We start from the raw sequence: 12,436 nt of genomic DNA, 5'->3' as shown, positions 1-12,436 counted from the left end.
ATTGACAGCACAAGCGCAGAGGCCCACCGCGGGCCGTCTGCTTCCACCAGGGTCCTAGGCCGCCTGCGCGCCTTCGCGCCAGACCACCGGAAACATCGGGTCATCGAACGGGTCGCCATCGCGCATGCTCAGGCCCTTGATGGGCGGCGACCCCTTGCCTCCACGGTCGGCGTAGACGGCGTCATCGCCCACCCAGCGGGCCGAGAACACGCGGCGCGCCACTGGAGAGCGGTTGCCGGGCGCGCCGTGCACGGTACGGAAGTTGAAGGCGATCACGTCGCCAGGCGCCATATCCCAGCCCGCAATGTCGAACTGGTCGCGCGCCGCATCGATATCGGGCAGCGCGGCATAGTTGTCGTTTTCGTACAGGCGCGTGCCGTCAAAGCGCATGGGCCTGAAATCCTGGCCCCAGCGGTGCGATCCGCGCACGCACTCCATCACCACCGACCGCGCCACCGGGTCCAGCGGCGTCCAGAAGCTCACGCTCTGCCGGCCTTCCACGCAGTAGTAGGGCTGGTCCTGGTGCCAGGGCGTGACCGTGCTTCCACCCGGCTGCTTCACCAGGACATGGTCATGAAAGAAACGCGCCGAACGCGAGCGCATCAGCCGCGCGGCCAGGGCCCCGGCCGGTGAATGCAGCACGAAGTCGCTGAACTCGGGGATGCGCTGCCAGTTGCACAGGTCCTGGAAGAACGGGGCCGAGCCATCGGCCGGCACCACCGACCGCTCCATGGGGCCTGGATCGGCCATCAGGCGGCGCACGCCTTCGCGCAGTGGCTCCATCCATTCGGTAAATACCTGACGGATCACGACGACCCCGTCGCGCTCGAATGCCGCAATATCCGCCTCGGATATCGGCATCTGTTCTACAACTGCCATGTCAAGCCTCCGATAGAACTGTCTATACATGTCCCAGCAAAGCAGGATGCGTGCCAGCCCGACCACGGGATCTGCCACACTGCTCACCGGGAGATGCATGCAGCTCCCTGAGCGAATTCACGCTTCATCTGGTGCGAAGATCACGGAGGCTGCACCGGATCCGTGCTGTCTTCATGCCCAACTTCGATGCAGCCGGACGCTAGAATCCTTCAGCTGCGCATACCTGTATATACATAACTTCCCTGTCCGGGAAATCGCGGAGAGGCGCCGTGCGCCGCCCGGATCAGTTCGCGCGGGCGAATAGCGAGCGCACCATGGGCAGCAGCGGCTGGACCAGCGGCGACGCCATCGCTCTGGGGAAAACCATCACCACCGACTGCCGCGCCACGGAGCCGCTCAGGCGGCGACAGGCCAAGCGCCTGCCGTCATGCGCCCTGTCCACCACGGGCCGCGTGGTCAGCAGCCCGACGCCCAGGCCGTTGGCCACCAGGGAGCGCGCCATCTCCAGCGACTCCGTCTCGAAGGCGATCTGCGGCGTGGCACCCGCGTCGCGAAACAGGGACAGGAAATACTCGCGGCTATGGGGCAGGCCGATCAGCACCAGCGGCGATCGCGCCAGCTCCGCCAGCCGCACCGTGGCCTTTTGCGACAGCGCATGGCCCCAGGGCAGCACCGCATAGGGCGCCAGATCTGCCACATGGGCCAGCTCCAGCCGCGGTCGGGCCAAGCCCAGGTCATATTGCAGCGCCACATCAAGCTCGCCGCGCTCAAGCTGACGCGTCAGGCTTTCGGTATTGCCATCGACCAGCTCAATCTCCACCTGCGGATGGCTCTTGCGCATCTGCGCCACGATGGCCGGTATCCAGCGGGGTCCCAGCGTGCTCAGGTATCCCAGGCGCAACAGGCCGGCCATGGTGGCCGTGCGTGGCCCCTGCAGCAGCTGAGCGCGTTCGATGAGCGCCTGCGCCTCGCGCTGTCGCGCGCTGCCCGCAGCGGTCAGGTCCATGCCCCGGGCATGGCGGCGCACGAACAAGACCTCGCCCCACAGCGTCTCCAGATCGGCGATGGCCTTGGAAATCGAGGGCTGCGAAACATGCAGGGCCTCGGCCGCGCGCACCGCACCGCCATAGCGCGCTGCCGCAAGAAAATACTCCAGCTGGCGCAGACTGATTTGAATCATCTTTTTGAATGCAATAGATCAGAAATGAATATTTTCCATTGATTCAATCGCGCGCCAGCATGCAGCCATACACCACCCGTCCAAGGCTGCATCCATGACCGACTCCACCGCTCCCACCGCCCGCCCGCTGGACGGCGTGCGCATCCTCGACTTCACGCGCGTGCTGGCCGGGCCGCTGTCCACGGCCCTGCTGGCGGACCTGGGCGCCGAGGTGGTCAAGATCGAGCCGCCGCAGGGCGACGACTACCGCGCCATCGGCCCCATGAGCAACGGCGAGAGCGCGCTGTTCACGGTGATGAACCGCAACAAGCAAAGCCTGGTGCTGGACCTCAAGCACCCCGATGCCGTGGCCCTGGTCCACGAGATGGCGGCCCGCGCCGACGTGGTGGTGGAGAACTTCCGCCCTGGCGTGGCCGATCGCCTGGGCATAGGCCCCGCGCAGCTGCGCGCACTCAATCCGCGCCTGGTCTATGTCAGCGTCTCGGGCTTCGGGCAGACCGGGCCGCTGGCCCACCGGCCGGCCTACGACATCATCGTGCAGGCCATGAGCGGCCTCATGGAGGCCACGGGCGAGCCCGATGGCGCGCCCACCGTGGTGGGCGAGGCCGTCAGCGACGTGGTGGCCGGCCTGTTCGCTTCCTGGGCCACACTGGCCGCGCTGCTGCAGGCCCGCACCACCGGGCAGGGCCAGCAGGTGGACGTGGCCATGTTCGACACCACGCTGAGCTTTCTGGCCACCTCGGTGGCGCGCTACCTGTTCACGGGCCGGCCCGCACGCCGCGTGGGCAACCGCCATCCGCTGTCGGCCCCCTTCGGCGTGTACCGCGCGGGCGACGGCCACTTCGCGCTGGCCGTGCTCAACAACAAGCTGTTCGCCGCCGCACTCCAGGCCATGGAACTGGGCGGGCTGGCAGGCGACCCGCGCTTTGCCAGCGACGAATCGCGCTCGGCCCACGAGCCCGCGCTGCGCGAGGCCATCGAGGCCTGGGCCGGCCGGCATGACGTGGTGCAGGTGGTGGCCATGCTGGATGCGGCCGGCGTGCCCGCCGCACCCATCTGGAACATTGCCCAGGCGCTGGAATCGCCGCAGACCCAGGCACGGGGCCTGCTCAGCGCGGTGCAGGACGAGCGCCTGCCGGGCCTGCGCCTGCCCACCCAGCCCGTGCATTTCAGCGGCGCCGCGCCCAACCGCGCCGAGCGCGCACCGGCCCTGAGCGAGCACACCGATGCCCTGCTCTCGCAATGGCTGGGCCGGGGCGCCGAAGCCATTGCCGCGCTGCGCGCATCCGGTGCCCTGGGCACCGCAGGCGCAGCCCCCTCTTCCCCATCACACTGAGCGAACCTCCATGAACTTCCAACGACTGGGCACCACCGCCGACGACCAGGCCATTGCCGATGCCGTGGCCCGATTTGCCGACGACGCACTGGCGCCGCTGGCGCAGCGCATGGACGAGGAGGCGCTGTCCGCCACCTGCCATGTACCGGGACTGGCGGCCCTGGGCGTGATGGGCATGAACCTGCCCGAGGACCTGGGTGGCCCCGGTGTCACGCCCACGGCCATGCTGCTGTCCCTGGTGGCCATCTCGCGCGCCTGCGCTGCCACCTCGTCCATGATCGGCGCCCACTACCTTGGCACCGATGCCGTGCTGCTGGGTGGCGACGACGCGCAGCGCCAGCAGTGGCTGCCGCGCTGCGCCAGCGGCCAATGGCTGGCGGCCTTTGCGCTGACCGAGCCGCGCGGCGGCTCGCACCCGGCCGACATGCGCACGCGCGCCGTGCGTGATGGCGATGGCTATGTGCTGACCGGCGTCAAGCACTTCATCTCCAACGCGGCCGAGGCACGCTTCATGGTGGTCTTCGCCAAGACCGACATGGAGGCCGGCGCGCGTGGCGTCAGCGCCTTCATCGTGCCGCGCGACCTGCCCGGCATCCAGGTCTCGGCCCCAGAAAAACTCATGGGCATCCGCGGCGGCCATGCCTTCGAGGTATCGCTGGACGGCGTGCGCGTGCCCGCCAGCCACCGGCTGGGCGCCGAGGGCACGGGCTTCAAGACGGCGATGAAGGTGCTGGACAACAGCCGCCTGGACGTGGCGGCCACCGCGCTGGGCGTGGCCGAGGCCGCCCTGGCCGCTGCCGCGCAATGGGCCAGCCAGCGCCTGGTGGGCGGCGAGCCGCTGGCCACGAAGCAGGGTATCCAATGGAAGCTGGCCGACATGAAACTGCGGCTGGAGGCCTCGTGGGCGCTGACGATGCAGGCCCTGGCCTTGCGCCAGGCCGGCCAGCCCTTCACCCAGCACTCGGCCATGGCCAAGCTGCATGCCTCGGAAATGGTGGGCTTCGTCACCGACGAGGCCCTGCAGATCCACGGCGGCTACGGCTACACACGCGAAATGCCGCTGGAGCGCCTGGTGCGCGATGCGCGCATCCTGCGCATCTACGAGGGCTCGTCCGAGGTGCAGCGCAGCATCATCGCGCGCGGGGTGCTGGGCCGCAGCTGAATGCAGCGGCGGGCGGCTAGGAGAAATCTGATAATGACACCCTCGCGCCCGGAAAAGGCCGTTGATGCACAGCGGTCCAAACCCCAGGTCTTCCCTGGACCTTGCGAGGGGGCGCAAAATGGCGGCTGTTGCGGCCTTCGGGCCGCAGTGCATTTTTTGCGGGAAGCGCCCGCATCCCGCCCCCTCCCGCGCAAGCCGCCTCTGCCGAAAGAAGTCCCCGTTGTCCGCCGCGCATTCCGTCCTGCAAGCCGTGTTCGGCTACGAACAATTCCGCGGTCCGCAGGAAGCCATCGTCTCGCACGTGGTCGCCGGCGGCGATGCGCTGGTGCTCATGCCCACGGGTGGCGGCAAGTCGCTGTGCTACCAGGTGCCGGCCATCGTGCGCCAGCAGCAGGGCCACGGCGTGGCGGTGGTGGTGTCGCCGCTGATCGCGCTCATGCACGACCAGGTCGGTGCGCTGCACGAGGCCGGCGTGAGCGCGGCCTACCTGAACTCCACGCTGTCCTATGACGAGACGCAGGAAGTCGAATGGCGCTTGCAAAGCGGCGACATCACCCTGTTGTATGCCGCGCCCGAGCGCCTGAACACGCCGCGCTTCCTGGGCCTGCTCGACGACCTGCATGCCCAGGGCAAGCTGTCGCTGTTCGCCATCGACGAGGCCCACTGCGTGAGCCAGTGGGGCCACGACTTCCGGCCCGAGTACCGCGCCCTGAGCGTGCTGCACGAGCGCTATGCGGGCGTGCCGCGCATCGCGCTCACGGCCACGGCCGATGCACTCACGCGCGCCGACATCGTCGAGCGGCTGCAGCTGGAGAGCGCACGGCACTTCGTCAGCAGCTTCGACCGCCCCAACATCCGCTACCGCATCGCCGAGAAGAAGGATGTGGGCAACCAGCTGCTGCGCTTCATAGAGCGCGAGCACGAGGGCGAGGCCGGCGTGGTCTATTGCCAGTCGCGCAAGCGCGTGGAGGAACTGGCCCAGACGCTGAGCCAGGCCGGCGTGCCCGCCCTGCCCTACCACGCGGGCCTGCCCTTCGAGACGCGCCAGCTGCACCAGGACCGCTTCCTGCGCGAGGACGGCATCGTCATCGTCGCCACCATCGCCTTCGGCATGGGCATCAACAAGCCCGATGTGCGCTTCGTGGCCCATGTGGACATGCCCAAGAACATCGAGGGCTACTACCAGGAAACCGGCCGCGCGGGCCGCGACGGCCTGCCCGCCGATGCCTGGATGGCCTACGGCCTGTCCGACGTGGTCAACCAGCGCCGCATGATCGACGAAAGCCCGGCCGAGGACACCTTCAAGCAGGTCATGCGCGGCAAGCTCGATGCCCTGCTGGGCCTGGCCGAGGCCACGGACTGCCGCCGCGTGCGGCTGCTGGCCTACTTCGGCGAGCAGTACGGCCTGGGCGCACCGGGAGAAGACGCAGAGACGGACATTGAAGGCCGGCCGCTGCAGCGCGTGGCAAAGACCGCCTGCGGCAACTGCGACAACTGCATGGAGCCCCCGGCCCTGTGGGACGGCACGGACGCCGCGCGCAAGCTGCTGTCCACCATCTACCGCGTGCACGAGGCCAGCCAGCTGACCTTTGGCGCGGGCCACATCATGGACGTGCTGCGCGGCAAGGACACCGAGAAGGTGCGCCAGTACGGCCACGACAAGATCTCCACCTTCGGCCTGGGCAAGGACTACAGCGAGCCCCAGCTGCGCGGCGTGATGCGCCAGCTGCTGGCCACGGGCGCCCTGGGCCTGCACAAGATCACCAGCGAGAACAGCGGCCACAGCTTCGACACCCTGTGCCTGGCCGATGGCTCGCGCGACGTGCTGCGCGGCAATGTCCCCGTGCAGCTGCGCGAGGCCGTGGCCGCGCCGCGCACGCGCACCTCCAAGCGCGCCACCCAGCCCAACGCGGCCGCCGCCAGCCTGGGCCCCGATGCCCAGGTGCGCTTCATCAACCTCAAGGCCTGGCGCGCCGAGGTCGCGCGCGAGCACAACCTGCCGGCCTATGTGATCTTCCACGACGCCACGCTGGCGGCCATTGCCGAACGCAACCCGGCCTCGCTGGACGACCTGCAGGGCATCAGCGGCATGGGCGCCAAGAAGCTGGACGCCTACGGCGCCGAGGTGCTGCGGGTGGTGGCCACGGGTTGAGTGAGGTTCAGGGCGCCACCGTGATGCCGGCCGCGTGCGCACGGCGCGCAGGCCGCACGACGATCTCGACCTGCTGGTCCAGCGACACCAGCGCCTGCATCAGGCGCTCCAGAGAGATGTTCTGCAGCTTGTAGCGCCGGACCTGGGAAATCTTGGGCTGCGTCATGCCCGTGATGCCTGCAGCCTCGGTCTGACTGAGCCCGCGCTTGTCCATCAGCTCGTTGAGCTTCATGGCCAGCACGGTCTTGGCTGACAGTTCCTGTGCGTCCTCGAAGCCCAGATCGACCAGCACATTGGCTGTTCCCTGCGAAGAATCCTGGCGATGCATCATGTTCTCCCGCCCGCTCCATAGCGGGCAGTACGGACTTCAATAGTCCCTAAGCAAAAAGAAGAGCCCGCATCAGCGGGCTCTCTTCATCACTGCGCCAGCACCCTGAACGTCAGCGTGTAGTTGTTGCCGTACTGCGGCGCGGCGGCGCCGGCGGGGGCGTCGGCGCGGTAGCGCACCAGGGCCAGGTAGATGCCGGACTTGGGCAGGGCGAAGGAGATGCGGCCCTCGCCATCGGTGGTCAGCACGTCCACGCTGTGCTGGCTGGCCAGGTCCATGGCCGAGCGGAAGATTTCCACCTTCTGCGCGGCCAGCGGCTTGCCGTCGTACTGCACGGTGAAGTCGAACTTCTCGCCCGCGAACAGGTCGGCGGGGTGCGTGACGGGCACGATCTCCAGGCCCTTGCCTGAGGGCGCGAGCGCGGCCCGGCTGGGCTTGCCCACCGTGATGTAGGTCTCGGAGACCGACAGCGACTGGTAGTGGCTCAGCAGCCTGGCATCGGCCGGCGTGGGCGTGGCGGGATCACGCGCGGTCTCGACCTTGCCGTTGCGCTCCCACGAACGGAAGACGGCGCCCAGGCGCGGGCCGGTGCTGACGCGGTAGGTGCCCTTCTCGTCGGGCAGTTGGTGCTCGGCCACGGTGCGGGTCTTGAACTGGCGCACATCGGCCATGGGCGTGACCGAGCCGTCGGGCGCCATCACGGTGAAGCGCGTTTCGCCAAAAGCCACTTCGGGGATGAAGAACTTGTCGGCAAAGCTGGCATCCACGCTGATGACGGCCCGGGGCTGGGCCTCGAAACTGGCGGGCAGCAGGTAGGGCGTATGGGCCTGGGCGGAGATGCACACGGCCGACAGCAGCGGCAGCCACCAGGCCGATCGCTTGGATGGGGTTTTGGCCATGTCCGCTCAGGGCTTCTTGACGTCGTTCTTGTCCACGACGCCATCGGCATTGACGTCGGCTTCCTTGAAGCTGCGTTCGGCGATGGCCATGTCTTCTTCCACGGTGTATTTGCCGTCCCGGTTCCTGTCCACGATGCCGAAGCGCACATGGGCCTGCTTCATGGACTGGGCATAGCGCTCGTCGGGCTGGCGGCCCGCGTATTGCTGCTTGAGGCGGGCCTCGAACTCGTCCACGTACTCCTTCTCGCTGAGCCAGCCGTCGCCATTGGTGTCGCCGGCCAGGAAGCGCTGCTTGCGCACGGTGTCGTACTCCTCGCGCGTGACCACGCCATCACGGTTGGCGTCGTAGCTGCCCATGAAGGCAGACTGGCCATGCCCGCCCGCAGGCTGGGCCGGGCCGCTGGCGGATGGTGCCGCGGGCGATGCGCAGGCGGTGAGCAGGGCCGCCAGGCCGGCAGCGGCCAGCATGCGGTGGGACAGAGAGAACTCGATCATGAAACGACTCCTGAAGTAGGCAGATACAGCGGCGGCTGCGATGGTGGTGGAGGCTTTCCGGCCGACACCGCCGCTGTAGGGAAGGCCGGCCGGCCCCTGGAGAAACTCCTCGGATCCGCGCCACGCGGCAAGTGAAGGTGGCGTGGGTGCAATGGCATGGTGCGCAGGGCGCTCAGAACGCAACGTTCATGGACACGGCGAAGGTGCGGCCCGGGTTGCTCAGCAGCTCGATGTCGCGGCGGTCGCGCGCCACGCCGGGCTGCAGGCTGCGGGTGCTGGAATAGTCCCAGTAGCGCTTGTCGCCCAGGTTGTAGATGCCGGCGTTCAGGCGCACGTTCCTTGCGACCTGCCAGTAGCCGGCCAGGTCGAAGATGGCATGGCCGGGCACGCGGAACAGCTCGGTGGTCGAGTCGGCCAGGCCGGTGCCCGCGTTCTGGTAGCTGTCGCGGTTGGTGGCCACGGCCTGCTTGCCCGCGACGAAGGTTCCGGTCAGGTTCAGGCCCCATTGCCGGGCCGGCGCGTCATAGCCCACGCCGACGATGGCCTTGCGCGGCAGCACGCTGTCCAGCGGCACATCCTTGTCGCCTGCGTAGTAGGACTTGGAGGTGCCGCGGCTGATGCCCAGCGCCCAGGTGGAGTACAGGCCCCTGGCTGCAGGCATCCACTGGCCGTGGTCCAGGCGCGCGCTGGCCTCGAATCCGTAGATCTTCGCGCTGTCGCGGTTCTCGGCCTGGTAGATGGTGCCGATGTGGGCGGGCACGTTGACGAACAGGTCGGGACGGCCCGCGCGCAGGTAGCGCGTGTAGGCGATGAAGTCGGAGTACCTGGTGTAGAAGACCGAGCTGTTGAAGGTCACGCCCGGCGTGGGCGAACCCTTGAGCCCTAAGTCGAGGGCATTGCTGCTTTCCTCCTTGAGGTTGGGATTGCCCACCAGCGCGTACTGGTTGCCGGTGTTGTAGTTGCTGGCCATGTTCCACGAGCCGAAGATCTCGCCGGCCGAGGGCGCGCGCCCGCTGCGCTTGAACTGGGCGTAGGCGCTGAACTTGGGCGTGAGGTCATAGACCAGGGCCAGGCTGGGGCTGAGGATGGTGTTGCCGCGCGTGCCGCCGTAGAGCTTCTGGACATCGGCGGCCGTGAGCACGCCCGAGACGAAGTTGTCCAGGTCGCGTGTCTTGAGCTCCACGCGGTCCACGCGCAGCGCGGGAATCAGCGCCAGGCGGCGGCCGCCGGCCTGGAAGCTGATCTCGTCCTGCAGGAAAGCGCCGTAGCGGCGGGTGGTGGTGTCGGGCTGGGGCTTCATGTTGCCGGACACGGCCCAGGGGCGCTCCGTGTCCTGGGTCGAGGCGTTCACGCCAAAGCTCAGGCGGTGGCGCTCGATGCGCTTGTCGCCCGTGCTCGAGAAACCCCAGGTACGCGTCTCGTTGCCGGAGACGTTGTGCACCTTGGCGCCCGTGGCCAGCGTGGTGGTGTCGGTGACGTCGTTGGTGTCCGTGTTCTGGAAGTACAGCCGCGTGTCCAGCTGGTCCACCCAGGCGCCGGCAGGCGTCCACAGGTGCTGCAGCTGCAGCGTGTTGCGGCTGGTGTCGCTGTTCTGGCGCGAGCTTTCGGTGATGCTGGTGCTGGTGGCATCCCAGCCGTGGAAGGAGGTGTCGTTCTTGCGGCGGTACAGGTCGGCCGACAGCACCAGGCGCTGGGTGGGATCGATGCGCAGGCCGCCCTTGAGCAGCAGGGCGTTGGAGTTCCAGTCATCGGGATAGCTGTTGACGATGGCGCTGTGGTTGCGCGTCTCATGGCCGTCGCGGCGCGAATAGGCGATCAGGCCGTCGAGGTTGCCCGAGCGGCCTGCGGCCGTGAAGCTCTCGTTCCAGGAGCGGTCGGCCGTGTCGTGGCCGATCTTGCCGCCCAGGTAGGAGGTCTTGCCGCCCACCAGGTAGTCCTCGGGGGACTTGGTGCGAAAGCCCACCGCGCCGCCGATGCCGCCGGCCGCGCGCCGCGCCGTGGTGGTGCCGGAGTGGATGTCCACGCCCGAGAACATCTCGGGGTCGATGAAGTCACGGCCCACGCCGAAGGTGTTGGCACCGGCACGGCTCACATAGGGGCGCGTGGTGGCGTCGGGCATCTCGACGCCGTCCACATCCATGCCGATGCGGTTGCCCTCGATGCCGCGGATGTTGTAGCCCGTGGTTCCCGAGCGGTCGAAGCTGCTGCGGTTGCGGCTGGTGCCCGAGGCCGTGCCGGGCGCCGACACCAGGGGCTGGTAGCGCACCACGTCAGCCATGCTGCCGGCCTGCTCCAGCGCCGGTCCGCTGATGGTGGCCGATGCGCCGGGTGTGCGCTGCGCGGGCTCGGCCGTGTCGACCACGTCGACCTGGGGCAGGGCTTTCGCGGGCGCCTGGGCCATCAGCTGCGCCTGGTCCGCGGGTTCCTGGGCCTGGGCCCATGCGGCGGGCGAAGCCAGCCCGATGACGGCGGCCTGCACGGCCGTGGCCAGCAGGCTGCGATGCAAGGCCGGTGCGCGGGAGAGATGGAGGCAGGAGTTGCGGGAAAGGGGGTAAGAGGAGCAGGGTAAAGGAGAGGCAGCCATGGCGCGAATCAGGGAAAGAGGGTTGCTGGCTAGCTGCCGACCTGTCCGCGGAGCGCTCTTGCGAGACCATTGCTTCCCCCGTGTGTGATTCTTCCTGCTGGCTTTGCCCGATTCTCCCATCAATTGATAATGATTATCATTTGTTTTGTATCTTTTAAGTCACAGACACAATCTTCCTGCCCCGGCGCCTCCGCCCTCGCCGCTAGCGCCCCAACTCCTTGGCGCTGACACCCGCGATACCCCAGTTCTCCCGGGGCAGCTCGTGGATCCAGACGCGGATGTTCTCGCGCGGGGCGCCCACGGCCTCGTGCAGGGCCTCGGTGACTTTCTCGATCACGGCTTTCTTCTGGGCCTCGGTGCGGCCCTCGATCATGTGGATCTGTGCAAATGGCATGGCGTTCTCCGGTCGGTCGGCGGGTTCAATCGAGCTGGATGCCCAGCTTGCGGATCAGGGCGCCCCAGCGCTGGGTCTCGCTGCGCATGAAGTCGCCGAATTGCTGAGGGCTGCCGGCTTGCGGATCGGCGCCGATGTTCTCGAAGGCCTGCCGTGCCAAAGGCGTGGCCGAGCCCGTCTGCCAGGCCCCGGAGATCCGATGGGCCAGTTCGCGCGGCAGGCGCGCGGGACCGATGAGGCCGAACCAGGTGACCACATCGAAGCCGGCAAACCCCTGCTCGGCCACGGTCGCCACCTGGGGCAAGGCGCGCGATCGGCGTGCCGAGGTCACGGCGATGACCTTCACCCGGCCCTCCCTGACATTGGGCAAGGTGGTGGTCAGCGAGCTCTCGAAGCTCAGCGGGATCGTGCCCGCCAGCAGGTCCTGGGCGATCTGGCTCGTTCCCTTGTAGGGCACATGGAGCATGGACACGCCCGCGATCGACTGGAAGTATTCGGCCGCCAGATGCGTGCTCGTGCCCAGGCCCGAGGTGCCATAGCTGAGTTTGCCGGGGTGGGCCTTGGCGTAGGCGATCAGGCCCGCGAGGTCATCGAACGGAGCGCCCGGGTGCGCCACGATGGCACAGGGCGTGTAGCCGGCCAGGGAGATGGGCGCCAGGTCGCGCTCCACCGAGTAGGGCAGCCGCGCATACAGCGATGGCGCAATGGCCAGACTGCTGATGGCCGACAGGCCGATGGTGTAGCCATCGGGCATGGCCTTGGCGACGGCATCCGTGCCGATGTTGCCGCCCGCGCCCGCCTTGTTCTCGACCACGATCTGCTGGCCCAGCCGTTCGCCCATCACCCGGGCCGCGGTGCGGCCGATGATGTCGGTGGGTCCCCCCGGCGGGAAGGGCACGATGAGCTTGACCGGGCGCACCGGCCATTCACCGGCCGCGCCGGACGCCGCCGCAGCCGGCGGCAGACCGGCACAGGCCAGGCCCGCGCCCAGCCCCGAGGACAGGAATTGTCTGCGTTGCATGGCGGG

At 68.3% G+C, this 12,436-nt stretch carries 11 protein-coding genes; 3 read left to right on the top strand and 8 right to left on the bottom strand.

Going from position 1 to position 12,436, the window contains the following annotated elements; translation table 11 throughout:
- Positions 1 to 54: 54 nt before the first annotated feature.
- Together A9976_RS01615 and A9976_RS01610 are read right to left on the bottom strand one after the other, a co-directional pair.
- Positions 55 to 879 (bottom strand): phytanoyl-CoA dioxygenase family protein, encoded by an 825-nt coding sequence (locus A9976_RS01615; RefSeq protein WP_232245687.1) that lies wholly within the window; start codon positions 877 to 879, stop codon positions 55 to 57.
- Positions 880 to 1,162: 283 nt separating this feature from the next.
- On the bottom strand, positions 1,163 to 2,059 hold the full coding sequence (locus tag A9976_RS01610; protein ID WP_183017534.1) for a LysR family transcriptional regulator: 897 nt from the start codon (positions 2,057 to 2,059) through the stop codon (positions 1,163 to 1,165).
- A 94-nt stretch (positions 2,060 to 2,153) separates the two neighbouring features.
- Between A9976_RS01610 and A9976_RS01605 the strand changes: the two genes are divergently transcribed.
- The 3 genes from A9976_RS01605 to A9976_RS01595 all read left to right on the top strand — a co-directional run bounded on the left by A9976_RS01605 (position 2,154) and on the right by A9976_RS01595 (position 6,709).
- Positions 2,154 to 3,395: a CaiB/BaiF CoA-transferase family protein gene (locus A9976_RS01605; RefSeq protein ID WP_183017533.1), complete on the top strand. Its 1,242-nt coding sequence runs from the start codon at positions 2,154 to 2,156 to the stop codon at positions 3,393 to 3,395.
- A 10-nt stretch (positions 3,396 to 3,405) separates the two neighbouring features.
- Entirely contained in the window at positions 3,406 to 4,557 is a 1,152-nt protein-coding gene (locus A9976_RS01600) for an acyl-CoA dehydrogenase family protein (protein ID WP_183017532.1), read from the top strand.
- A 220-nt stretch (positions 4,558 to 4,777) separates the two neighbouring features.
- Positions 4,778 to 6,709, top strand: a complete 1,932-nt coding sequence (locus A9976_RS01595; RefSeq protein WP_183017531.1) for a RecQ family ATP-dependent DNA helicase — start codon at positions 4,778 to 4,780, stop codon at positions 6,707 to 6,709.
- Between the two features lie 7 nt (positions 6,710 to 6,716).
- Here the strand turns inward: A9976_RS01595 and A9976_RS01590 are convergent, their stop codons facing one another.
- The 6 genes from A9976_RS01590 to A9976_RS01565 form a co-directional block, all read right to left on the bottom strand.
- Positions 6,717 to 7,037 carry a helix-turn-helix domain-containing protein gene (locus tag A9976_RS01590; protein WP_016452227.1) on the bottom strand — a complete coding sequence of 107 codons (321 nt, stop codon included), beginning with the start codon at positions 7,035 to 7,037 and terminating at the stop codon, positions 6,717 to 6,719.
- An 89-nt stretch (positions 7,038 to 7,126) separates the two neighbouring features.
- Positions 7,127 to 7,936 (bottom strand): DUF4198 domain-containing protein, encoded by an 810-nt coding sequence (locus A9976_RS01585; protein WP_183017530.1) that lies wholly within the window; start codon positions 7,934 to 7,936, stop codon positions 7,127 to 7,129.
- A 6-nt stretch (positions 7,937 to 7,942) separates the two neighbouring features.
- Complete coding sequence (locus tag A9976_RS01580) at positions 7,943 to 8,431, bottom strand: hypothetical protein (protein ID WP_183017529.1); 489 nt, start codon at positions 8,429 to 8,431, stop codon at positions 7,943 to 7,945.
- Positions 8,432 to 8,603: 172 nt separating this feature from the next.
- Positions 8,604 to 10,937, bottom strand: coding sequence for a TonB-dependent hemoglobin/transferrin/lactoferrin family receptor (locus A9976_RS01575; RefSeq protein ID WP_183017528.1), 2,334 nt, complete (start codon positions 10,935 to 10,937; stop codon positions 8,604 to 8,606).
- 280 nt (positions 10,938 to 11,217) lie between these two features.
- Positions 11,218 to 11,409, bottom strand: coding sequence for a 2-hydroxymuconate tautomerase (locus tag A9976_RS01570; protein WP_183017527.1), 192 nt, complete (start codon positions 11,407 to 11,409; stop codon positions 11,218 to 11,220).
- 25 nt (positions 11,410 to 11,434) lie between these two features.
- Positions 11,435 to 12,430, bottom strand: a complete 996-nt coding sequence (locus tag A9976_RS01565; RefSeq protein ID WP_183017526.1) for a tripartite tricarboxylate transporter substrate binding protein — start codon at positions 12,428 to 12,430, stop codon at positions 11,435 to 11,437.
- Positions 12,431 to 12,436: the final 6 nt, after the last annotated feature.

Origin of the sequence: Delftia sp. UME58, assembly GCF_014170385.1 — a bacterium.
GTDB classification, from domain to species: domain Bacteria; phylum Pseudomonadota; class Gammaproteobacteria; order Burkholderiales; family Burkholderiaceae_C; genus Comamonas; species Comamonas acidovorans.
This window is presented reverse-complemented; position numbering and strand designations above follow the sequence as displayed.